A 23,042-nucleotide genomic window follows, 5' to 3' on the forward strand; every position below is an offset into this window, starting at 1 on the left:
GTCCTGCAGTCAATAATCTGCAGCAGATCCATTAAGGAAGGTAGGCAAACTGTGGCTGATCGCCTTGTTGTCCGCGGTGCCCGCGAGCACAACCTGCAAGGGGTAGACATTGACCTGCCCCGCGACAAAATGATTGTGTTCACCGGACTGTCCGGCTCGGGCAAGTCCTCGCTGGCTTTCGACACCATCTTCGCAGAGGGCCAGCGCCGCTACGTGGAGTCCCTGTCTTCCTACGCCCGCATGTTTTTGGGCCAGATGGACAAGCCGGACGTCGACTTTATCGATGGCCTGTCCCCGGCCGTGTCCATCGATCAGAAGTCGACCAACCACAACCCGCGTTCGACCGTCGGCACCATTACGGAGATCTACGACTACCTGCGCCTACTGTTTTCCCGCGCGGGCACGGCGCACTGCCCGAAGTGTGACGCCGTCATCGAGCGCCAGACCCCGCAGCAGATCGTGGACACGGTCCTCGAGCACGAGGAGAAGCTGAAGTTTCAGGTGCTCGCCCCGGTGGTGCGCAAACGCAAGGGCGAATTCGTCGACCTCTTTGCAGACCTGGCTGCCCAGGGTTTTGCCCGCGTGCGCGTCGACGGCGAGGTGCACCAGCTGTCGGATCCGCCGAAGCTGAAGAAGCAGATCAAGCACGATATCGAGGTCGTCGTCGACCGCCTGCAGGTCAAGGCCTCCCAGAAGCAGCGTCTGACGGACTCGGTGGAAACGGCTCTGCGGCTGGCCGAGGGGCTGGTCAGCATCGATTTCGTGGACCAGCCGGAGCTCAACCACACCTACTCGGAGAAGGCCGCCTGCCCGAACGGACACACGCTGACCATCGAGGAATACGAGCCGCGCGCCTTTTCCTTCAACTCGCCGTTCGGCGCCTGCCCGGTCTGCGACGGCCTGGGCACCCGCCTCAAGGTCGACGAAGATCTGCTCGTCCCAGACCCGGATGCCCCGGCTGTCGATGCCGTCCAGCCCTGGCACTCCAGCCCCAACAGCCGCTACTTCGTCAAACTGGTTGAGGGCCTGGGCAAGGCACTGGACTTCGATCCGCATGCCCCGTTGAGCTCGCTGACCGACGAGCAGCGCGATGCCCTGGTCCACGGCACCGAGCAGGAAGTCCACGTTCGCTACAAGAACCGCTACGGCCGCCAGCGCAACTGGACCGCCCCCTTCGAGGGCGCGGTGGGCTTTATCGAGCGCAAGCTGGAGACCACCGACTCCGACTCGCAGAAGGACCGCCTGCTGCAGTACACGCGCCAGGTGCCGTGCCCGACCTGCCACGGCTCCCGTCTGAAGCCGGAGATCCTGGCCGTGCGCCTGGCCTCCGGCGCGCACGGCGAGCAGTCCATCGCGGGGCTCACGGCCCTGTCTATCGAGGACGCCTCCGAGTTCCTGTCCACGCTGCAGCTGGGCCACCGCGAGGAAATCATCGCCGGCGCGGTGCTCAAGGAGATCCAGGCGCGCTTGCGCTTCCTGCTGGACGTCGGCCTGAACTACCTGACCCTGGACCGCGGTGCCTCCACGCTGTCCGGAGGCGAGGCCCAGCGCATCCGCCTGGCTACCCAGATCGGTTCCGGCCTGGCGGGCGTGCTCTACGTCTTGGACGAGCCGTCCATCGGCCTGCACCAGCGTGACAACCAGCGGCTTATCGCCACGCTGCAGCGGCTGCGGGATATCGGCAACACGCTCATCGTCGTCGAGCACGACGAGGACACCATCCGCCAAGCCGACTGGCTGGTGGATATCGGCCCGCGCGCCGGCGAATACGGCGGCCACGTGGTCTACCAGGGGGAGCCGGCCGGCATCGAAAGCTGCGAGGACTCCCTGACCGGGCAGTACCTGTCCGGGTGCAAGGTGCTGGCGGTGCCGGATCATCGCCGGGAGATCGATAGGCAGCGCGTGCTGAAGATTGTCGGCGCCCGGGAGAACAACCTCAAGGGCATCAACGTGACCATCCCGCTGGGCGTGCTGGTCTGCGTGACCGGCGTGTCTGGCTCGGGCAAGTCGACCGTGGTCAACCAGATCCTGGCCAAGACCCTGGCCAACGAGCTCAACCGCGCGCGCCAAGTGCCCGGCCGAGCCAAGCGCGTGGAGGGCATGGAACACCTGGACAAGCTGGTGCAGGTCGACCAGAGCCCCATCGGGCGCACCCCGCGTTCGAACCCGGCGACCTACACGGGCGTCTTCGACAAGATCCGCAACCTGTTTGCCGAGACGCAGGAGGCGAAGGTGCGCGGCTACAAGGCCGGGCGCTTCTCCTTCAACGTCAAGGGCGGGCGCTGCGAGGCCTGCCACGGCGACGGCACCCTGAAGATCGAGATGAACTTCCTGCCGGACGTCTACGTCCCTTGCGAGGTCTGCGACGGCGCGCGCTACAACCGCGAGACCCTCGAGGTCCAGTACAAGGGCAAGAACATCGCCGAGGTGCTGAACATGCCGATCTCGGAGGCCGCCGAGTTCTTCGAGCCGATCACCTCCATCCACCGCTACCTGCACACGCTGGTCGAGGTGGGCCTGGGCTACGTGCGGCTGGGCCAGGCGGCGACAACGCTGTCCGGCGGCGAGGCCCAGCGCGTCAAGCTGGCTTCGGAGCTGCAGAAGCGCACCAACGGCCGCACCGTCTACATCCTGGACGAGCCGACCACGGGCCTGCACTTCGAAGACATTCGAAAGCTGATGTTGGTCATCCAGGGCCTGGTGGACAAGGGTAACTCGGTCATCATCATCGAGCACAACCTGGACGTCATCAAGGCCGCGGACTGGCTGGTGGACATGGGCCCGGAGGGTGGCAACGGCGGCGGCACGGTCGTCGCGGAAGGCACCCCGGAGCAGGTCGCGGCCGTCGAGGGCTCTTATACCGGGCAGTTCCTCGCCGACGTGCTTACCCCGGCCGGCAAGTAGCCGGGGAAGAGGCAGGACAACGGGGGAGTACGGCCGCGATTTGGCCGGGCGCGGATGGCGTGCTAGTGTGGTGAGCACTACCGCCCGTGGTACCTTCCATAAGGTTTCCGGGTCACAAGCGGAGATTCTCCCACCCTCAGCCGCTTAGAGCAGGCAACGGGTCAAAAGGTAACCGAGCCCCTCGGGGTGCGGTATCTAGGTGAGACCTCCCGGCTGTCAGTTTTGGCAGGCGGGTTTCTTTGTTTGTGGCGTTGGTAGGCGAATTAACTATTGGCCCCTCTCACTTAGGAGACACACAATCAGCGCTGAAGCTCGCATCAATGAGCGAATCCGAGTACCCGAAGTTCGTCTGATCGGACCCGAGGGTGAACAGGTAGGAGTTGTCCGTACCGACGACGCCCGCAAGGTTGCGTACGAAGCCGATTTGGACCTGGTCGAGGTCGCACCGAAGGCGAAGCCGCCGGTGGCCAAGATCATGGACTACGGCAAGTACAAGTACGAGCAGGCCCAGAAGGCTCGCGAGGCTCGCAAGAACCAGCAGCAGACTGTGGTCAAGGAGCAGAAGTTCCGTCCTAAGATCGATGACCACGATTACGAGACCAAAAAGGGCAATGTTGTTCGCTTCCTCGAAAAGGGCTCCAAGGTCAAGGTGACCATCATGTTCCGCGGTCGCGAGCAGTCGCGTCCGGAACTGGGTTTCCGCCTGCTGGAGCGGCTGGCTGAGGACGTCGCGGAGGTTGGCGTCGTCGAGTCCCGCCCCAAGCAGGATGGCCGCAACATGACCATGGTCTTGGGCCCGGTTCGCAAGGGTAAGAAGTAGACCACACACTAGGGATTTAAGGACTTAATTCTCATGAAGCAGAAGACCCACAAGGGCACCGCCAAGCGTATTAAGGTGACCGGTTCCGGCAAGCTGCGCCGTGAGCAGGCTGGCCGTCGCCACCTGCTGGAGGGCAAGCCCTCCAAGCGTACCCGTCGTCTGAAGGGCACCGAGGCTGTCGCCCAGTCCGACGTCAAGCGCGTCAAGCGCCTGCTCGGCCGCTCCTAATAGCGCCGAATCCACCCCACCTCAATACCGTCGAGAAAGATTTAAGGAAGTACTACCGTGGCACGAGTAAAGCGCTCTGTGAACGCCAAGAAGAAGCGTCGCGCGATTCTGAAGTCCGCCAAGGGCTACCGTGGCGCCCGTTCCCGCCGCTACCGCATTGCGAAGGAACAGTGGCTGCACTCCATGACTTACGCCTACCGCGATCGTCGCGCCCGTAAGTCCGAGTTCCGCAAACTGTGGATCCAGCGCATCAACGCTGCAGCCCGCATGAACGAGCTGACCTACAACCGTCTCATCCACGGTCTGCGCCTGGCTGAGATCGAGGTCGACCGCAAGATCCTGGCCGAGCTGGCCGTCAACGACTTCGACGCCTTCTCCGCGCTGTGCGACGCCGCCAAGGCCGCCCTGCCGGAGGACGTCAACGCCCCGAAGGCTGCCTAAGCCTGAACGGGTCTCGGAGTAGTTTTTTACTACTTCGCCTTCCACCCCGCGCCCGCCACTGGTCAACAGTGCGCCGGCCGCGGGGTTTTCTCTTGTCTGGGGCGGCGGTCCCCGTCGCGGTGGGGCGGTCCCTGCCTGCTAGATTGGCGGGTATGACACTGGATTTTTCCCAACCTCTAACCGAACGCACGCCCCGAGTGGTCAAGGCCGCGAAGCTGCACCGCGCCGCGGCCCGGCGTAAGGCCGGCGCCTTCCTCATCGAGGGCGAAAACGCCGTCGATGCCGCCGTGTCCACCGGCGCGGCCACCGACGTCTTCGTCACCGAGCAGGCGGCGGAGCGTTTCGTTGAGATCCTTACTGCTGCCGGCTACATGGACGTCTACGTTCACCCGATGACGGATAAGGCCGCCAAGTCGCTGTCCGACACGGCGACCACCACCGGGCTTTTCGCCGTGTGCCGGCCGGTGCTGTGGTCGGCTGGCAAGATTCTGGCGGGCAAGCCCTCGCTGGTCTCGGTCCCGGTGCTGACCAGTGAACCGGGCAACGCCGGCACCCTGATCCGCACCTCGGACGCCATGGGCGCGGACGGCATCATCTTCGCCGGCGAGACCGTCGACCCGCTGGGCTGCAAGGTGGCGCGGGCATCGGCCGGATCGCTCTTCCACGTGCCGGTGGCGCGTGAGACCCACGTCAAGGACGTGCTGGGCCAGCTGCGCTCCCACGATCTGCAGATCCTGGCCACCGCCGCGGACGGGGAGGCGGATCTCGCGGACGTCGACCTGTCCCAGCCCACGGCCTGGCTCTTCGGCAACGAGGCCCACGGGCTGGGGCGGGACCTACTGGACCAGGCGGACCTTAGGGTGCGGATCCCGATCCGCGGCCGCGCCGAGTCTCTCAACCTCGCCACGGCCGCCAGCATCTGCCTCTACGAGTCCGCCAAGGCGCAGGGCTAGCCCGAGCCAACCCGGTTAACTCGAGTTGGCGGAGGGGATAAAATTCCCGCCCCGGCGCCGGTGCGCAGGGCTAGAGCGGGTAACATAGCCACCGTTAGTTTAAGCGTGAGAAGAAGGTTGAAGCTACGTGTCAGATACCCCCGAGATTAAATTGACAGAGGCGGCCCTGGCCGCGGCCGCAGACGAGGCCATCGCCGCGTTTGAGGGCGCCGAGGACCTGGCCGGGCTGGCGCAGGCGCATCGGGAGCACTTGGGCGAGCAGGGATATATCCCGCAGGCCCGCAAGTCCCTCGGATCGCTGCCGAAGGACCAGCGCAAGGACGCGGGCAAGGCTGTCAACATGGCGCGCGGCAAGGCCGAGAAGCGCTACGCACAGCTGAAGAAGGAGCTCGAGGAGCGCGCCCGCCAGGAGCAGCTAGTCGCGGAAACCGTGGACGTGACCATCCCGACCACCCGCGCCCAGACCGGCGCGCTGCACCCGATTACGGCGCTGTCCGAGCGGATCGCCGACATCTTCGTTGGCATGGGCTGGGAGATCGCCGACGGCCCCGAGGTCGAGGCCGAGTACTTTAACTTCGACGCGCTGAACTTCAAGCCGGATCACCCGGCCCGCACGCTGCAGGACACCTTCCACGTTTCCGTGGAAGGCTCCAAGCAGGTGCTGCGCACCCATACCTCGCCGGTGCAGGTCCGCACCATGCTGGACCGCGACGTCCCGCTGTACATTGCCTGCCCGGGCCGCGTCTTCCGTACCGACGAGCTGGACGCCACCCACACTCCGGTCTTCCACCAGGTGGAGGGGCTAGCCGTCGACAAGGGCCTGACGATGGCCCACCTGCGCGGCACCCTGGACCATCTAGCCCAGGTGCTCTTCGGACCGGAAACCAAGACCCGCATGCGCACCAACTACTTCCCGTTCACCGAGCCGTCGGCCGAGGTCGACGTCTGGTTCCCGAACAAGAAGGGCGGCGCCGGCTGGATCGAGTGGGGCGGCTGCGGCATGGTCAACCCGAACGTGCTGCGCGCCGTGGGGGTCGACCCGTCCGAGTACACCGGTTTCGCCTTCGGCATGGGGCTGGAGCGCACCCTCCAGTTCCGCAACGGGCTGTCCGACATGCGCGACATGGTCGAGGGCGACGTCCGCTTCACCCTGCCGTTCGGAATCCAGGCCTAGGCCGCTACCCAGACTTTTAGAAAGGAAGAATTTACCACATGCTTATTTCGCAAGGCTGGGTAACCCGCGTGCTTGGCGCCCAGAACCCGGACTGGTCGGTCAGCGCGGAGGAGCTCGACAGCGGCTTCGTGCGCGTCGGCTTCGAGACCGAGGGCTATGCCGCGCTGCCGGAAACCACCGGCCCGCTGGTCATCGGCCGAGTCGAGGAGATTGAGGAACTGACCGGCTTCAAGAAGCCGATCCGCTACTGCCAGGTCAACGTGGGCGAGGCCAACGGCAGCGGCGAGCTGCAGGGGATCATCTGCGGCGCCCGCAACTTCCGCGAGGGCGACCTCGTGGTCGTAGCTCTGCCGGGCGCCGAGCTGCCTGGCGGCTTCAAGATCGCCGCGCGCGAGACCTACGACCACATCTCCAACGGCATGCTGGCCTCGGCCGCGGAGCTGGGCTTCGGCGAGAAGGCCGACGGCATCATTACGCTCGGCGAGGAGGCCGGCCCGGTCGGCCGCGACGCCCGCGAGGTCATCGGCCTGGACGAGACCGTCTTCGACGTCAACATCACCCCGGACCGCGGCTACGCGCTGTCGGTGCGCGGCCTGGCCCGCGAGGTGGCCTCCGCCTTCGACGCCGACTACCGCGACCTAGCCGCGGATCCGGCCGCCGCGGGCATCGATACCGCAAACGTACCGGCTGCCGACGATGCCGCCGGCGCGCTGCCGGTCGACCTGCGGGAGGAGACTAAGGCGCAGCGTTTCGGCCTGCGCAAGGTCACCGGCATCGACCCCAACGCGCGCACCCCGTTCTGGCTGGAGCGCGAGCTCATGCTCTCCGGCCAGCGCAGCGTCAACCTGCCGACCGGCATCACCAACTACATCATGCTGCTGCTGGGCTCTCCGATGCACGCCTTCGACGCTAACCTGGTCTCCGGAGGGTTGGTTATCCGCAACGCCGAGGCGGGGGAGGAATTCCAGACTCTGGACCACGTCGACCGCACCCTGGACGCCGAGGACGTCGTCATCTGTGACGACAACGGCATCCAGTCCCTGGCCGGCGTGATGGGCGGGACCACCTCCGAGATTTCGGACGAGACGACCGACGTCATTTTCGAGGCCGCCATTTGGGATCCCATCACCGTGGCGCGGACCTCGCGCCGCCACAAGCTGTCCTCGGAGGCCTCCCGCCGCTTCGAGCGCGGCGTGGATCCGGCACTTACCGAAGTGGCCCTGGACTACGCCTGCGCGCTGCTGCAGCAGCTGGCAGGCGGCACCATCGAGGCCGGCCGCACGCTTGTCGGGGAGGTTGCCCAGCCGGCCGCCATCGAGCTGCCGGTGGATATGCCCGGCCGCTACGCCGACGTCGACTACTCCCGCGAGACGGTCACTGCCCGCCTCGAGGAGGTCGGCTGCCAGGTTGAGAACGCGGATTCGAACGTCCTCTCGGTTACCCCGGCGACCTGGCGCACGGACATTGGCATGGATGTCGACCTCATCGAGGAGGTCCTGCGCCTGGAGGGCCTGGCCGACATCCCGTCCATCCTGCCGACCCCGCGCGGCGGCCGCGGCCTAACCCCGGCGCAGAAGCGTCGCCGGGCGATCGGGCACAGCCTGGCCTATTCCGGCTACGCGGAGATCATCCCGTCGCCGTTCGTGGCCAACGACACCTTCGACGTGTGGGGCCTGGCTGCCGACGATGCCCGCCGCCAGACCGTCGCCGTGCAGAACCCGCTGGAGGCCGACAAGGCTCAGCTGTCGACGACCCTGCTGCCGAACATGCTGGAAGCCCTCAACCGCAACGTCTCCCGCGGCCAGGCTAACCTGCGCCTCTACGGGCTGCAGCAGGTTTCTTTCCGCCGCGCGGATGCCACTCCGATGCCCTCGGTCGCCTCCCGCCCGGACGAGGAGACCCTGGCCGAGCTGCTGGGCACCCTGCCGGAGCAGCCGCTGCACGTGGCTACCGTCTCCGCCGGCTTCGCGGATAACCCGGGCCCGTGGGGCGAGGGCCGCGCCTACACCTACGCGGATGCCATCGAGTCCGCCCGCGTCGTGGCCCGCGCGGCCGGCGTGGAGCTGGACGTGGAGGCGGCTAGCGAGCTGCCGTGGCACCCGGGCCGCTGCGCCGCGCTCAAGGTGGGCGAAAAGGTCGTCGGCTACGCCGGCGAGCTGCACCCGCAGGTGCTGGAGAAGCTGGGCGCGCCGGAGCGCGCCTGCGCCATGGAGCTGGATGTCACGGCCCTGCCGCTGGACGAGCGCTTCCCGGCGCCAGTGCTCTCGGCCTTCCCGGCCCTGCACCAGGACATCGCGCTGACCGTCGCGGAGGACGTGCCGGCTGAAAAGGTCCGCCGCGTCATCGCGAAGGGTGCCGGCGAGCTGCTCGAGTCCGTGGAGCTTTTCGACGTCTTCCGCGGCGAGCAGCTGGGGGCGGACAAGAAGTCGCTCGCCTTCAAGCTGCTCTTCCGCGCCCCGGACCGCACGCTGACCGACGAGGAAGTCAACGCGCACCGCGAGGCGGCCGCTGCCTTGGCCGAGCAGGAGCTGGGCGCCCAGATCCGCGCCTAAGTCCTCGCCCGCACCTACCCCCGCCGCACCCAGCGGCGGGGGGTTATGCATTTTCGGGGGGAGTAAAAGCGCTAGAAATCGGCAAAAGTCTCGCACTTTAGGTGCATAACTTACATCTGGATGCATATTTAGCTATGCTCGCCGCTATGAGTATTCACGTCGCACTAGCTGGCGCCACCGGGTACGCCGGTGGCGAAATCCTCCGCCTCCTGCTCGCCCACCCCGCGTACCGCCGTGGCGACCTGACCATCGGGTCGCTGTGCGCGCACTCTCAGGCCGGGGCTAGCGTGGCCGAGGCGCTCCCTCACCTGCCCGAACTGGCCGACCGCACGCTAGAAGACACGACCGTCGAGACCCTTTCCGGCCACGACGTCGTCTTCCTGGCCTTGCCCCACGGGCACTCGGCCGCCCTGGCCCAGCAGTTGCCGGACGAGGTCCTGGTCATCGACTGCGCCGCCGACTTCCGGCTTCAAGACCCGACCGCCTGGGATAACTACTACGGCACCGAGCACGCCGGGTCCTGGCCCTACGGGCTGCCGGAGCTGCCCGGCCACCGAGAGGCCATCGCCGCGGCGCGCCGCGTGGCCGTGCCGGGGTGTTGCCCGACGGCTGTCACGCTGGCGGCCTTCCCGGCGCTGCAGGGCGGCATCATTGAGCCGAACTTCGACGTCGTGGCCGTGACGGGTCTTTCGGGGGCGGGTAAGAAGGCCGCGGTGGCCTTCAGCGGCTCCGAGACCATTGGCAACGTCAAGGCCTACAGCCCGGGCGGCACCCACCGGCACACCCCGGAGATGGTCCAGAACCTCTCCGAAATCGCGGCCGGCGTGACCGTCAGCTTCACCCCGGTGCTCGCTCCCATGACGCGGGGAATCCTGGCCACGGTGACCGCTCCGCTGGCCGCCGACGCCGCAGAGGATGCCGCCGCCGTCGAGGACGCCGCCCGGCGCGCTTACGCAGCGGCCTACGCGGACGAGGCCTTCTGTCAGCTGGTGCCGCACGGCGCGCAGCCCCAGGTCAAGCACGTCGTCGGATCGAACTTCGCCCACATCCAGGTCCACGTCGACGCGGTGGCGCGCCGCCTGATCATGACCTGCGCCATCGACAACCTGATTAAGGGCACCGCCGGGGCCGCAGTGCAGTGCCTCAACCTCGCCCTCGGCTGGGAGGAAACGGCCGGGCTTAACGGCACCGCCGTCCTGCCCTAAAGGCGGGAGAATCCTCTGCGCCGCCATTCCTTTCCCCAAAAATTTAAAGCACCTTGTAGGAGAACCCCATGCACACCCACACCCTAGAAACAAACGCCGCCCCGGACGAATGCGGGGTCGTGACCCCGGCTGGGTTTAGCGCTTACGCCGCGACCGCCGGGCTCAAGCCCTCCGGCAAGCCCGACATGGCGCTGGTCGTCAACGAGGGCCCGTCCAGCGCGGCCGCCGCGGTCTTTACCCAGAACCAGGTCGTGGCCGCGCCCGTCAAATACAGCCGGAAGGTCGTGGCCGACGGCAGCGTGCGCGGCGTGGTGATTAACTCCGGCAACGCGAACGCCTGCAATGGCGCCCAGGGCGACCAGGACGCCGAGACCATGGCCCAAGAAACGGCGCAGGCGCTGGGGGTAGAGCCGCAGGAGGTGGTGGTCTGCTCGACCGGGATCATCGGCGAAGTGATGGACATGCCGGTGGTTACCGGTGGCATCGACAAGCTGGGCGCGCAGGTCGCCCAGGGGGCAGGCGCAACGCCGGAGGCGGCGGGCCAGGCCGCAGAAGCCATCATGACCACCGACACGGTGCCCAAGCAGGCCGCGGTTAAGCGCGAAGGCTGGTCCGTCGGCGCGATGGGCAAGGGCGTAGGCATGCTGGCGCCGTCGTTGGCGACGATGCTCGCCGTTGTCACCACCGACGCCGACGTGACTTCCGCGCAGCTGAAGACCGCGCTGGAGGCGGCGATGCCGCAGACCTTCAACACCCTGGACATCGACGGCTCCACGTCCACCAACGACACGGTGGTGGCGCTGGCCTCAGGCCGGGCGGGTGTCACTCCCGAACAGGCCGAGCTCAACGCCGCTATCCACGAAGTCTGCGCCGAAATCGCCGCCCAGATGCAGTCCGATGCCGAGGGCGTGACCAAGCGCGTGCAGATCACCGTCACCGGCGCCCACGACGATGCCGCCGCCCTGGTCGCCGCGCGCACGCTGGGCCGCGACAACCTCTTCAAATGCGCGATGTTCGGCTCCGATCCGAACTGGGGCCGGGTGCTGGCCGCCGTCGGCATGGCGCCGGTGGCGATGGACCCGGACGGCATCGCCGTGCGCTTCAACGACCATGTGGTCTGCGAGAACACCACGGGCACCCCGACCGCGCGCGAGGTGGACCTGAGCGGGTCGGACATCGACGTCGCCGTCGACCTGGGAACGGGCGGGGCAGGCCACGCGACGGTGCGCACGACGGATCTGTCGCACGCCTACGTCGAGATCAACTCCGCCTACAGCTCTTAGCAGCGCGCGGGATGAGTAAAACACTGAGGTGCAAGAAGAACTAGGGGAGTAGAAGCAATGGAAAATGGCACAACCGCGGGCGCCGAGGCGGGCCAGCCCGGCCTGGACAAGTTCAGCGACGGGCAGCGGGCCCAGGTCCTGGCGGCGGCGCTGCCGTGGCTCAAGCACTTCCGCGACAAGAGCGTCGTGGTCAAATACGGCGGCAACGCCATGGTGGACGACGCACTCAAGGAGGCCTTCGCTGCCGATATGGTCTTCCTGCGCACGGTGGGCGCCAAGCCCGTGGTCGTCCACGGCGGCGGTCCGCAGATCAACGCGATGCTGGAGCGCGTCGGACTGCACGGCGAGTTCCGCGGCGGCTTCCGGGTGACCACACCGGAGGTCATGGAGGTAGTCCGCATGGTGCTCTTCGGCCAGGTCGGCCGGGAGCTGGTCAACCTCATCAATTCCCACGGGCCCTACGCGGTGGGCACCTCGGGGGAGGACGCCGGGCTATTCCGGGCCCGTCGCCGCGAGGTCACTATCGACGGCAAGGGCTGCGACGTTGGCCTGGTCGGCGAAATCACCGAGGTCAACCCGGCGGCGGTGCGCGACATCATCGACGCCGGGCGCATCCCGGTGGTCTCCACCATCGCCCCGGGCAACGACGGTCAGGTTTACAACATTAACGCCGACATAGCCGCCGGCGAGCTGGCCGTCGGCCTGGGCGCGGAGCGCCTGGTCATGCTGACCAACGTCGAGGGCCTCTACACCGACTACCCGGACCCGGACTCGCTGGTCTCCAAGCTGGAGGCCAGCCAACTGCGCGAGTTCATGCCGCAACTGGACACCGGGATGATCCCCAAGATGGAGGCCTGTCTCAAGGCGGTGGAAGGCGGTGTGAAGGCGGCGCACGTCATCGACGGCCGCCAGGCCCACACCGTGCTCCTCGAGCTGATGACCATGGGCGGTATCGGCACGATGGTGCTGCCCAACGACTACCAGATCAACAATTACCCGGCCGGAACGGTCTTTAGGAAGGACGACGCGAAATGAGCACCACGCCGCAGTGGAATGACGTCATGATGAACAACTACGGCACCCCGCCGCTGACCCTGCGCAGCGGGACCGGTGCCTGGGTGACCGACGACGCCGGCAAGGATTACCTTGACCTGGTGGCGGGCATCGCCGTGAACGCGCTGGGGCACGCCCACCCCGACATCGTCGCCGCAGTCAGCCAGCAGATTGCCCGCCTGGGCCACGTGTCCAACCTGTGCGCCTCCGAACCGACCCTCCAGGTCGCGGCCGCCCTGCGGGACAAGGTGGGCGATGCCAGCGCCCGCGTGTTCTTCTGCAATTCCGGGGCGGAGGCCAACGAGGCCGCCTTCAAGCTTGCCCGCTTGACCGGGCGGCGGCGGATACTGGCGGCCCACGGTGGCTTCCACGGCCGGACCATGGGATCGCTGGCGCTAACGGGCCAGCCGGACAAGCAGCGTGCCTTCCGCCCGCTGCCCGGCGGGGTGGAGTTTTTCACCTACAACGACATCGACTACCTGCGTACCCTGGTGGAGCAAGACTCGGCGGATACGGCCGCCATCATCTGCGAGCCCATCCAGGGCGAGGTCGGCGTCGTGCCCGCCACGCCGGAATTCTTGCGCGCCGCCCGAGAGCTCTGCGACGAGCACGGCATCCTGCTGATTATCGACGAGGTGCAGACCGGCATCGGCCGCACAGGCTCGTTCTTCTGCCACCAACAGGCGGGCATCCAGCCCGACGTCATCACCCTGGCTAAGGGGCTGGGCGGCGGCCTGCCGATGGGTGCGACGATTGCCCGGGACAAGGCGGCCGAGCTGTTCACGCCCGGCTCGCACGGCACGACCTTCGGCGGCAACCCTGTGGTCGCGGCGGCCGCCCAGGTGGTCATAGAACACGTCGACGAGGCCTTCTGTCAGCGCGTGAAGGATGCCGGCGCCGCGCTGCGCGAAAGGCTGACCGCCCTGGAGCAGGTGGACTACGTGCGCGGCCAGGGCCTGCTGCTGGGCGTGGTACTCAACCAGCCGCTGGCGAAGAAGGCCGTGCCGGCCGGATACGCCCACGGACTGCTGCTCAACGCCCCCAACGAGCACGTGCTGCGCCTGTGCCCGCCGCTGGTCATCACCGACGCCGACATCGACTTCGCAGTCCAGGGAATAGCCGAGATCCTGGGCGAGCTAGCTAGCGAGCAATCCACCTAGCGGCGACACGTGTCCGCAAGTCGCTGTGGTTTATGCATGCGCGGCTATAAAATAAGATCCAAGACACACCGAAAGGACAACCAACGATATGACTACTAGCGCAAAGCTTCGGCACTTCCTGGCCGATGATGAACTGAGCCCGCAGGAGCAGGCCGAGGTGCTGAACCTGGCCCTTAAAATGAAAAAGGACCCGTACGGCTACCGGCCCCTGGAAGGCCCGCAGACCGTCGCGGTGCTTTTTGATAAGACCTCGACGCGCACGCGCTTTTCCTTCGGTGCGGGCGTGCCGCAGCTGGGCGGCCACGCGGTGGTTTCGGATACCTCGGAGACCCAGATCGGCAAAGGGGAGTCCATCCAGGACACTGCCGCGGTGATGTCGCGGTATGTCTCCGCGATCGTCTGGCGCACCTTCGCCCACCAGAACCTGGTGGACATGGTGGAAACCGCTACGGTCCCGGTGATTAACGCGCTTTCAGACGACCTGCACCCGTGTCAGATCCTGGCGGACTTGGTCACCTGCGCCGAGAACTTTGGCGGGGTAGAAAAACTCCGCGGGAAGAAGGCGGTCTACTACGGCGACGGCGCCAATAACATGGCCAACTCCTACCTGCTGGGGTTTGCCACGGTCGGTATGGACATCACCATCTGCGCGCCGGCGCAGTTCCAGCCGGAGCAGCGTTTTATCGACCGGGCGCGCGCACGGGCCGAGGCCACCGGTGCTAACGTCGTTGTCAGTGATGACGTCGCGGCCGGGGTCGGCGCCGACGTGGTGATCACGGATACGTGGGTGTCCATGGGACAGGAGGGCGACGGCAAGGACCGCCGCACCCCGTTCCTGCCGTACCAGGTCAACCAGGACATTATGGCTGCCGCGACCGATGACGCCATCTTCCTGCACTGCCTGCCGGCCTACCGCGGCAACGAGGTGACGGCCGAGGTGATCGACGGGCCGGCCTCACGGGTCATCGATGAGGCAGAAAATCGGATGCACGCCCAGAAGGCGTTGCTGACGTGGTTGTTGGAACGAAAGGACAGCTAGAATCATGACCGTGCCGAGTACCCGGAACGCGCGTCAGGCCAAAATCCTGGAGATCCTGGGCAAGACCCGGGTGACCAGCCAGGTGCAGCTCTCTGACCTGCTGCTGGACGAGGGGATCGATATTACCCAGGCGACGTTGTCGCGCGACCTGGACGAGCTGGGCGCGAAGAAGGTCAAGCGCGACGGCGGGCGTTCCTTCTACAAGGTCGGCGGCGAATACGAAGACTTTGACGACCAGGTCAACGGCCCGCGCGAGAAGCTGCGCCGCATGGTCGACGAGCTGGTGGTCTCCCACGATCACTCCGGCAATATAGCCATGCTGCGCACCCCAGCCGGCGCGGCGCAGTACCTGGCCAGCTTCATCGACCGCGTGGGCCTGCCGGACGTCGTCGGGTGCATCGCCGGCGACGACACGGTCTTCGTCCTGGCGCGCGAGCCGCTGGCCGGCAAGGAGCTAGGGGAGCGCCTGACCGGCCGCAGCTCCGCGAGCGAGTAGCGCCGGCGCACCAGCACCAGGGGTGACACGCGGGGTTGCGGAGTTTGTTCCCCGCGCTCCCGGTGTATAATATTTATCCAGATGAATTAATTGCAGACAACCGTTCTCAAGAAGGAGAAGATTTGCAATGAGTGCACGCGTAGTGCTGGCCTATTCCGGCGGTCTGGACACCTCGGTGGCCATCCCGTACCTGGCCAAGATGACCGGCGGCGACGTCGTCGCGGTTTCGCTGGATCTCGGCCAGGGGGGAGAAGACATGGAGTCGGTCCGCCAGCGCGCCTTAGACTGCGGCGCCGTCGAGTCCATCGTCATCGACGCGAAGGACGAGTTCGCCGAGGAATACTGCCTGCCGACCATCCAGGCCAACGGCATGTACATGAAGCAGTACCCGCTGGTTTCCGCCATCTCCCGCCCGCTCATCGTCAAGCACCTGGTCGAGGCCGCCCAAGAGCACGGCGGTACCCACGTCTCCCACGGCTGCACCGGTAAGGGCAACGACCAGGTGCGCTTCGAGGTCTCCTTCCGCGCGCTGGATCCGTCCCTGGAGATCATCGCCCCGGCCCGTGACTACGCCTGGACCCGCGACAAGGCCATCGCCTTCGCGGAGGAGATCGACCTGCCGATCGAGCAGTCCGCCTCCTCGCCGTTCTCCATCGACCAGAACGTCTGGGGCCGCGCCGTCGAGACCGGCTTCCTGGAGGATCTGTGGAACCCGCCGACAAAGGACCTCTACGCCTACACCGAGGATCCGGGCCTGGGCAACGCCCCGGACGAGGTCGTCATCTCCTTTGAGAAGGGCAAGCCGGTGGCCATCGACGGCCAGCCGGTGACCGTCCTGCAGGCCATCGAGCAGATGAACCAGCGCGCCGGCGCCCAGGGCATCGGCCGCCTGGACATGGTCGAGGACCGCCTGGTGGGCATCAAGTCCCGCGAGGTCTACGAAGCCCCGGGCGCTACCGCACTCATCAAGGCCCACGAGGCGCTGGAGGACGTGACCGTTGAGCGTGAGCTGGCCCGCTACAAGCGGCTCACCGACGCCCGCTGGTCCGAGGAGGTCTACGACGGCCTCTGGTTCTCCCCGCTGAAGAAGGCGCTGGATCAGTTCATCCAGTCCTCCCAGGAGAACGTCACCGGCGACATCCGCATGGTCATGCACGCCGGTTCCATCGTGGTCAACGGCCGCCGTTCGGGCCAGTCCCTGTACGACTTCGACCTGGCCACCTACGACACCGGCGACGCCTTCGACCAGACCGCGGCCAAGGGCTTCGTACAGCTGCACGGCCTATCCACGCAGATTTCTAACCAGCGCGACCGGGACGGCGGCTTCCGCACGGGGGCGAAGTAGATGCAGCCCCACAAGACGAACGAGGGCGCCCTCTGGGGCGGCCGGTTCTCCGGCGGGCCCTCTGAGGCGATGTTTGCCCTCAGCGTGTCCACCCACTTCGACTGGGTCCTGGCGCCCTACGACGTGCTCGCCTCCCAGGCCCACGCCCGCGTCCTGCACAAGGCCGGCCTGCTCAGCGATGCCGACTTTGAGACCATGATCTCCGGGCTGCAGCAGCTGGGCAAGGACGTCGCCTCCGGCGAGTTTACGCCGAACGCGCACGACGAGGATGTCCACGGCGCCATGGAGCGCGGGCTCATCGAGCGCGTCGGCCCGGAGGTCGGCGGCCGGCTGCGCGCTGGCCGCTCCCGCAACGACCAGGTCGCGACCCTGTTCCGCATGTGGGTCCGCGACGCGATCCGCGATATCACGGCGCAAATCACCGAGCTGGTCGACGCCCTGGTCGAGCAGGCGGGTGCGCACCCGGAGGCCATCATGCCGGGCAAGACGCACTCGCAGGCCGCCCAGCCCATCCTGCTGGCCCACGAGCTTCTGGCCCATGCCCAGCCGCTGCTGCGCGACATCGAGCGCTTCCAGGACTTAGACAAGCGCCTGGCGATTTCTCCCTACGGCTCCGGCGCCCTGGCGGGCTCGTCGCTGGCGCTGGATCCGGAGGCCATCGCCGAGGAACTAGGCTTCGACGCGGCGGCGGAGAACTCGCTGGACGCGACCGCCTCGCGCGACTTTGCTGCGGAGGCTGCCTACGTCCTCACGCAGACGGCCATCGACATGTCTCGCCTGGCCGAGGAGATCATCTACTGGTGCACGCCGGAATACGGTTACGTCAGCCTGGATGATGCCTGGTCGACGGGCTCGTCCATCATGCCGCAGAAGAAGAACCCGGACGTCCCCGAGCTCACCCGCGGCAAGACCGGCCGGATCATTGGCAACCTGACGGGCCTGCTGGCCACGCTCAAGGCGCAGCCGCTGGCCTACAACCGCGACCTGCAGGAAGACAAGGAGCCGATCGTGGACTCGGTCGCCCAGCTCAACCTGCTGTTGCCGGCGATGACGGGTCTGGTCAGCACCCTGGTCTTCCACGAGGACCGCATGCGCGAGCTCGCCCCGCGCGGGTTCACGCTTGCCACGGACCTGGCCGAGTGGATGGTGCGCCAGGGCGTGCCCTTCCGCCAGGCGCACGAGGCCTCCGGCGAGTGCGTGCGGATTGCCGAGGAGCGTGGCGTCGACCTCATCGATCTCACCGACGCGGAGCTTAACGGGATCCACGAGGCTTTGAAGCCCGAGGTCCGCGAGGTGCTGACCATCGATGGCGCGGTCGCCTCCCGCTCCACCAAGGGCGGTACCGCAGGCGTGCGCGTGGCGGAGCAGCGCGAGCTGGTTGCCCAGCGCAACGCCGAAGCGAAAGCCTGGGCCGGTACGCCGGTTATCCTCGGCGCCCAGAAATAGGGGCCGCTAGCTAGCCCAGCCGCCATTAGCGAACCGGCGCGGTCTCGTTGCCTCCTACGGGAGACGACGAAGCCGCGCCGGTTTTGTTGATCGCTCGGGTAGTTCTACCACTTTCGGGGCTAGCGGTTCTCACCGTACGGCGTCTTGTTTTCTGTGGTGGCGGGGGTGTGTCCGGCACAAGTCTGAGAAACGAGACGTTGGAGGGTGCGTCCAGTCACAGAAACGCGAACGCTGTACTACAGTTCACCGAAGCGGATGTGATCCGTGCTACTTAAACGTGGACAGATTTAGAAAGCCTACCAATGACAACCAATCCAACGGGCTCCGAGTCAGCCCCCCACGAGGCAGAGCGCAACGTCTATGCCTCTGAGGACCATGGCTTGCAACAGGGGATGGGCAACCGCCAGCTCCAGATGATTGCCATCGGTTCCGCCATCGGTACCGGCCTCTTGCTGGGCACCGGTACCCGCCTTGAACAGGCCGGTCCTTCGCTGGCCGTGCTCTACCTCATCTGCGGTATGTTCGGCTACGTCATCCTGCGCTCGCTCGGCGAGCTGATTGTCTACCGCCCGAGCTCCGGCTCGTTCGTCTCCTATGCCCGTGAGTTCTACGGCGAAAAGACGGCTTTCGTGACCGGCTGGCTCTACTGGGGCAACTGGGCTATGACCTTGGTTGCCGACGCCACGGCCGTGGCCCTCTACATCAAGTGGTTCTCGCAGTACACCCACTGGATCGAAGACATCCCGCAGTGGGTGCTGGCGCTACTGGTCATCGGCGGCATCCTGCTGTTCAACATGATGTCGGTGAAGATCTTCGGCGAGCTCGAGTACTGGTTCTCCATGATCAAGGTCGTCGCGCTGCTCATCTTCATGCTGGTGGCTATCGGCGTGGTCATTTTCGGCCACCCGAGCGGCGACCCGACTGGGTTCAGCCTGATTTCTGATGCCGGCGGCTGGCTGCCGAACGGCTTCATCCCGGCCGTCATCGTCATCCAGGGCGTGGTTTTCGCCTACGCCGGCATCGAGCTGGTCGGTACCACCAGTGGTGAGACCAAGGACGTCGAGAAGCACATCCCGCGAGCGGTCAACAACGTCCTAGTCCGCATCCTGGTCTTCTACTTCGGCTCCGTGCTGCTACTGACCCTGGTCCTGCCGTACACCGAATACATTGCGAACGTCTCGCCGTTCGTGACCTTCTTTGAGTCCCTGGGCATCGCGGCTGCGGCCCCGATCTTCCAGCTGGTGGTCATCACCGCGGCGATCTCCTCGCTGAACGCCGGCCTGTACTCGACAGGCCGTATCATGTACAACATGTCGACCGCCGGCTCCGGCCCGAAGTTCGGCGCCCGGATATCCAAGTCCGGCGTGCCCTACGGAGGCATCGTCATGGCAGCCTTCGTGGGCCTGGCAGGCGTGTTCCTGAACTTCATCGTCCCAGAGGCGGCCTTCGAAATCGTGCTGAACCTGGCGGCGCTGGGAACGCTGGCATCGTGGGCAGCGATCGCCCTGGCGCACCTGAAGTTCGTGCGCTTGTCCAAGAGCGGACGCTACACGCGTCCGGGATACCGCTCGCCCTTCGGCGCGGTCGGGGACTGGGCCACACTGGTCTTTATCGGCGTGGTCATCGTCCTGATGGCCTTCGACTACCCGATCGGCACCTACGCTCTGGGGGCCTCCATCCTGCTGGTCCCCGTCTTCATGGTGATGTGGTTCGCCTGGCGTGACCGCATCCGGGCTATCGCAGATGAGCGCCGCGCTAAGCACCTGCCGACGTCCAGCTTCCCGGCTGCCCCGCAGACGGACCTGCACCCGCGCAATCAAAAGTAAGTAGGATCTCTAACGGTGACTATTGAGCGTTGGGATACGGACCGGCGCTCAAGAAAACGGCATCGTTAGTTAAGAAAGGAAGATTGAGAAACAATGGTTAAATTCGTCGACGTAGAGAACATGGCGCGCTGGATTCAGCGCGACGGCGTGGAAAACATCATCACCGGCATGGTCGAGTACCTCGAGAACGACTACCGCCGCTGGGAGCGCTTCGACAAGATCCCGCGCGTGGCCTCCCACACCCCGTTCGGCGTCATCGAGCTCATGCCGACCTCGGACGGCGAGGAGTACGCCTTCAAGTTCGTCAACGGCCACCCGTCGAACCCGGCCCGCGGCTTCCAAACCGTGACCGCCTTCGGCGTGCTCGCCGACGTGGACAACGGTTACCCGACCTTCGAGGCGGAGATGACCCTGCTGACCGCGCTGCGCACGGCCGCGACCTCCGCGATGGTGGCCAAGTACCTGGCCCGCAAGGACTCCAAGCGCATGGCCATGGTGGGCGCCGGTTCCCAGTCCGAGTTCCAGGCGCTGGGCTTCCGCGGCGTGCTGGGCATCGAGGACATCACCATCTACGACATTGACCCGGACGCCGTCGAGAAGTTCAAGCGCAACCTGGAGCCGCTCGGCTTCAACATCACTGCTTGCAACAGCGTCGATGAGGCCGTGCTGGGCGCCGACATCATCACCACCTGCACCGCGGACAAGGCCCAGAACCAGATTCTGGCCGAGCGCCACGTCGCCCCAGGCGTGCACCTCAACGCCGTCGGCGGCGACTGCCCGGGCAAGACCGAGCTGGAGGCCTCCATCCTGGACAAGTCCAAGGTCTTCGTCGAGTTCCCGGAGCAGACCCGCATCGAGGGCGAAATCCAGCAGATGCCGGAGGACTTCCCGGTCACGGAGTTCTACCAGGTCCTGACCGGCCAGGCGACCGGCCGCGATGACGACGAGCAGATCACCCTCTTCGACGACGTGGGATTTGCCATCAACGACTTCTCCGCCCTGCGCTACGTCCGCGACGCGGTCAAGGGCACCGAGCTGGAGACCGACATCGACATCATTGCCAACCCGGACGATCCCAAGGATCTGTTCTCCCTCGTGGCGAACGTCCCGTCCCTGATTTAACCGGCAGCGGTTCAACCTAGAACCCGCGCGCCCGACCACCCCGCCTCCCAGTGGTGCACACGCCGATAGGGAAGCGGGGTTTAGTCTTGCCCGCCGCCGGCCCTGACCACCCCAGCGAAAACCCGCGCCGAAACTGGGGCGAGAAGCCAATCGGAAACCCGCCGCTGGGAATCGCGGGGCCAAGCCCGCGGGGTGGAAGCGCAACGGGTACGATGATGGGCATGAGTTGTGACCCCGCCCTCCTAGACATCTTGGTTTGTCCGCAGGATAAAGGCCCGCTGGAGTATATCGAGGACCAGCAGGTCCTAGTAAACAAGCGTTTGGGGATCGCCTATCCCATCGAGGACGGCATCCCGGTCATGCTGGCCGACGAGGCCAAGAAGTGGCCGGCCTAAACCTGGCCCCAGCGGCACCCCGGAAACTACACCAGACGAGATCGACTAGAAGGACGATTTTTCATGAATATCATCGATGAGTTGCAGTGGCGCGGCCTGATCAACCAGTCCACGGACCTTGAGGCCCTGCGCGAGGCCTGCGAGCAGCCCATCACCCTGTACTGCGGTTTTGACCCGACCGGGGATTCCCTGCACGCCGGCCACCTAGTCCCGATGATCATGCTGCGCCGCTTCCAGGAAGCCGGCCACCACCCGCTGGCCCTGGCGGGCGGTGCCACCGGCTTTATCGGGGATCCGCGCGACGTGGGGGAGCGCTCCATGCTCTCCGAGGACGTCATTGAGAAGAACCTCGGTGCCATCAAGTGCCAGCTGCGTCGCTTCGTCGACTTCGAGGGCGAAAACGCAGCGACCCTGGTCAACAACGCTGACTGGACGATGAACATGTCCGTCATCGACTTCTTGCGCGACGTGGGCAAGAACTTCTCCCTGAACACGATGTTGGATCGTGACACCGTCAAGCGCCGCCTGGAGGCCGATGGCATTTCCTACACCGAGTTCTCCTACATGCTGTTGCAGTCTAACGACTACGTGCAGCTGCGCCGCAACTACGACTGCATCCTGCAGATCGGCGGCGGCGACCAGTGGGGCAACATCGTCTCCGGCGTGGACCTGAACCGACGCGTTGACGGCGCCAAGGTCCACGGCCTGACCGTACCGCTTGTCACCGACGCCAATGGCCAGAAGTTCGGCAAGTCCACCGGCGGCGGCAAGCTCTGGCTGGATGCGGAGAAGACCTCCCCGTTCTCCTGGTACCAGTACTTCCTGAACGCTGGCGACTCCGTGGTCATTGACTACCTGCGTTGGTTCACCTTCCTGAACCAGGAAGAGATTGCCGAGTACCAGCAGAAGGTAGAGACCGAGCCGTACAAGCGCGAGGCGCAGCGCCGCCTAGCCCAGGAGATGACCGACTTGGTCCACAGCAAGGAAGCAACGAAGTCTGTGGAGCTCGCCGCCCAGGCGCTGTTCGGCAAGGCCAACCTGACGGACCTGGACGAGGAGACCCTGCGGGGTGCCCTCTCCGAGACCGAGGTCGCCGAGATCGAGCCCGGCCAGCCCCGCACCATCGTGGACCTTCTGGTCGCCAGCGGCCTGGCGGATTCGAAGGGCGCGGCCCGCCGCACCATCAAGGAAGGCGGCGCCTACGTCAACAACGAGCGGGTAAGCGATTCCGAGTGGGAGCCGTCCGAGAGTGACTTGCTGCATGGGGCCTGGTTGGTCCTGCGCCGCGGTAAGAAGAACTTCGCCGGCGCCAGGTTCGTCTAGAACCCATTAAATGCAGCAAACAGCGGCTTCGAAAGTTAACCCGTCACCAACCGGTGACGGGTTTTGCGCGTTTAGCAGGGGATTTGTGGAAAGTCAGAGCGGTATGTAAATTAATCCGAGTCACCGCGAGAGCAGGTGACAGGGAGTTAAACTCTAGGTTGACTTTGGTTTAAAAGTTGGTCTAAGATTTAAATTCCAGTTACAAAGCACGAACTACGCTAGACAATAGTGTGGAACGGTTTTGCAACAGTGATGTTTGAGAACTCAATAGTGTGCC

19 protein-coding genes are annotated in these 23,042 nt (G+C 65.8%); all 19 read left to right on the forward strand.

The genetic code is table 11. The features are described from left to right. The first annotated feature begins 51 nt into the window (after positions 1–51). The 19 genes from uvrA (at position 52) to tyrS (ending at position 22,765) form a co-directional block, all read left to right on the forward strand. Positions 52–2,904, forward strand: a complete 2,853-nt coding sequence (gene uvrA / locus HMPREF3067_RS08615; RefSeq protein ID WP_070769318.1) for an excinuclease ABC subunit UvrA — start codon at positions 52–54, stop codon at positions 2,902–2,904. Positions 2,905–3,166: 262 nt separating this feature from the next. Then, positions 3,167–3,724, forward strand: coding sequence for a translation initiation factor IF-3 (gene infC, locus HMPREF3067_RS08620; RefSeq protein ID WP_083319235.1), 558 nt, complete (start codon positions 3,167–3,169; stop codon positions 3,722–3,724). A 33-nt stretch (positions 3,725–3,757) separates the two neighbouring features. Further along, positions 3,758–3,952, forward strand: a complete 195-nt coding sequence (gene rpmI, locus HMPREF3067_RS08625; protein ID WP_070769319.1) for a 50S ribosomal protein L35 — start codon at positions 3,758–3,760, stop codon at positions 3,950–3,952. Between the two features lie 57 nt (positions 3,953–4,009). Beyond that, positions 4,010–4,393 carry a 50S ribosomal protein L20 gene (rplT, locus tag HMPREF3067_RS08630; RefSeq protein WP_070769320.1) on the forward strand — a complete coding sequence of 128 codons (384 nt, stop codon included), beginning with the start codon at positions 4,010–4,012 and terminating at the stop codon, positions 4,391–4,393. A 152-nt stretch (positions 4,394–4,545) separates the two neighbouring features. After that, positions 4,546–5,346 (forward strand): TrmH family RNA methyltransferase, encoded by an 801-nt coding sequence (locus HMPREF3067_RS08635; RefSeq protein ID WP_070769321.1) that lies wholly within the window; start codon positions 4,546–4,548, stop codon positions 5,344–5,346. 127 nt (positions 5,347–5,473) lie between these two features. Further along, complete coding sequence (gene pheS, locus HMPREF3067_RS08640) at positions 5,474–6,520, forward strand: phenylalanine--tRNA ligase subunit alpha (protein WP_070769322.1); 1,047 nt, start codon at positions 5,474–5,476, stop codon at positions 6,518–6,520. 38 nt (positions 6,521–6,558) lie between these two features. Then, positions 6,559–9,072, forward strand: a complete 2,514-nt coding sequence (pheT, locus tag HMPREF3067_RS08645; RefSeq protein ID WP_070769323.1) for a phenylalanine--tRNA ligase subunit beta — start codon at positions 6,559–6,561, stop codon at positions 9,070–9,072. A gap of 146 nt (positions 9,073–9,218) precedes the next feature. Beyond that, the gene (argC, locus tag HMPREF3067_RS08650) at positions 9,219–10,277 is read left to right on the forward strand and encodes an N-acetyl-gamma-glutamyl-phosphate reductase (RefSeq protein WP_070769336.1); all 1,059 of its coding nucleotides are present in this window, start codon (positions 9,219–9,221) and stop codon (positions 10,275–10,277) included. A 68-nt stretch (positions 10,278–10,345) separates the two neighbouring features. Further along, a complete protein-coding gene (gene argJ, locus HMPREF3067_RS08655) occupies positions 10,346–11,560 on the forward strand; it encodes a bifunctional glutamate N-acetyltransferase/amino-acid acetyltransferase ArgJ (RefSeq protein ID WP_070769324.1) in 1,215 nt (404 codons plus the stop codon). Between the two features lie 57 nt (positions 11,561–11,617). Further along, positions 11,618–12,595 (forward strand): acetylglutamate kinase, encoded by a 978-nt coding sequence (argB, locus tag HMPREF3067_RS08660; RefSeq protein ID WP_070769325.1) that lies wholly within the window; start codon positions 11,618–11,620, stop codon positions 12,593–12,595. After that, complete coding sequence (locus tag HMPREF3067_RS08665) at positions 12,592–13,773, forward strand: acetylornithine transaminase (RefSeq protein WP_070769326.1); 1,182 nt, start codon at positions 12,592–12,594, stop codon at positions 13,771–13,773. The genes argB and HMPREF3067_RS08665 overlap by 4 nt, the downstream gene beginning before the upstream one ends. Positions 13,774–13,861: 88 nt before the next feature. Continuing rightward, entirely contained in the window at positions 13,862–14,812 is a 951-nt protein-coding gene (argF, locus tag HMPREF3067_RS08670; RefSeq protein WP_070769327.1) for an ornithine carbamoyltransferase, read from the forward strand. Between the two features lies 1 nt (position 14,813). Next, a complete protein-coding gene (locus tag HMPREF3067_RS08675) occupies positions 14,814–15,308 on the forward strand; it encodes an arginine repressor (protein ID WP_210400103.1) in 495 nt (164 codons plus the stop codon). A gap of 127 nt (positions 15,309–15,435) precedes the next feature. Beyond that, complete coding sequence (locus tag HMPREF3067_RS08680; protein ID WP_070769329.1) at positions 15,436–16,653, forward strand: argininosuccinate synthase; 1,218 nt, start codon at positions 15,436–15,438, stop codon at positions 16,651–16,653. Beyond that, positions 16,654–18,099: an argininosuccinate lyase gene (gene argH, locus HMPREF3067_RS08685; RefSeq protein WP_070769330.1), complete on the forward strand. Its 1,446-nt coding sequence runs from the start codon at positions 16,654–16,656 to the stop codon at positions 18,097–18,099. It abuts the gene before it with no gap. Positions 18,100–18,401: 302 nt separating this feature from the next. Continuing rightward, positions 18,402–19,925, forward strand: a complete 1,524-nt coding sequence (locus HMPREF3067_RS08690) for an amino acid permease (RefSeq protein ID WP_070769331.1) — start codon at positions 18,402–18,404, stop codon at positions 19,923–19,925. 93 nt (positions 19,926–20,018) lie between these two features. Next, positions 20,019–21,047 carry an ornithine cyclodeaminase gene (locus HMPREF3067_RS08695; protein WP_070769332.1) on the forward strand — a complete coding sequence of 343 codons (1,029 nt, stop codon included), beginning with the start codon at positions 20,019–20,021 and terminating at the stop codon, positions 21,045–21,047. A gap of 221 nt (positions 21,048–21,268) precedes the next feature. Then, positions 21,269–21,442, forward strand: coding sequence for a Trm112 family protein (locus tag HMPREF3067_RS08700; protein WP_070769337.1), 174 nt, complete (start codon positions 21,269–21,271; stop codon positions 21,440–21,442). A gap of 63 nt (positions 21,443–21,505) precedes the next feature. Further along, the gene (tyrS, locus tag HMPREF3067_RS08705; protein WP_070769333.1) at positions 21,506–22,765 is read left to right on the forward strand and encodes a tyrosine--tRNA ligase; all 1,260 of its coding nucleotides are present in this window, start codon (positions 21,506–21,508) and stop codon (positions 22,763–22,765) included. Positions 22,766–23,042 lie beyond the last annotated feature (277 nt).

Origin of the sequence: Corynebacterium sp. HMSC04H06 (assembly GCF_001815935.1) — a bacterium.
Lineage (GTDB): Bacteria > Actinomycetota > Actinomycetes > Mycobacteriales > Mycobacteriaceae > Corynebacterium.

Bases quoted from the DNA above. Each gene is read 5' to 3' on its own strand.
- rpmI (WP_070769319.1), top strand. From the start codon at position 3,758: ATGAAGCAGAAGACCCACAAGGGCACCGCCAAGCGTATTAAGGTGACC.
- HMPREF3067_RS08635 (WP_070769321.1), top strand. From the start codon at position 4,546: ATGACACTGGATTTTTCCCAACCTCTAACCGAACGCACGCCCCGAGTG.
- pheT (WP_070769323.1), top strand. From the start codon at position 6,559: ATGCTTATTTCGCAAGGCTGGGTAACCCGCGTGCTTGGCGCCCAGAAC.
- argC (WP_070769336.1), top strand. From the start codon at position 9,219: ATGAGTATTCACGTCGCACTAGCTGGCGCCACCGGGTACGCCGGTGGC.
- argJ (WP_070769324.1), top strand. From the start codon at position 10,346: ATGCACACCCACACCCTAGAAACAAACGCCGCCCCGGACGAATGCGGG.
- argB (WP_070769325.1), top strand. From the start codon at position 11,618: ATGGAAAATGGCACAACCGCGGGCGCCGAGGCGGGCCAGCCCGGCCTG.
- HMPREF3067_RS08665 (WP_070769326.1), top strand. From the start codon at position 12,592: ATGAGCACCACGCCGCAGTGGAATGACGTCATGATGAACAACTACGGC.
- argF (WP_070769327.1), top strand. From the start codon at position 13,862: ATGACTACTAGCGCAAAGCTTCGGCACTTCCTGGCCGATGATGAACTG.
- HMPREF3067_RS08680 (WP_070769329.1), top strand. From the start codon at position 15,436: ATGAGTGCACGCGTAGTGCTGGCCTATTCCGGCGGTCTGGACACCTCG.
- argH (WP_070769330.1), top strand. From the start codon at position 16,654: ATGCAGCCCCACAAGACGAACGAGGGCGCCCTCTGGGGCGGCCGGTTC.
- HMPREF3067_RS08690 (WP_070769331.1), top strand. From the start codon at position 18,402: ATGACAACCAATCCAACGGGCTCCGAGTCAGCCCCCCACGAGGCAGAG.
- HMPREF3067_RS08695 (WP_070769332.1), top strand. From the start codon at position 20,019: ATGGTTAAATTCGTCGACGTAGAGAACATGGCGCGCTGGATTCAGCGC.
- HMPREF3067_RS08700 (WP_070769337.1), top strand. From the start codon at position 21,269: ATGAGTTGTGACCCCGCCCTCCTAGACATCTTGGTTTGTCCGCAGGAT.
- tyrS (WP_070769333.1), top strand. From the start codon at position 21,506: ATGAATATCATCGATGAGTTGCAGTGGCGCGGCCTGATCAACCAGTCC.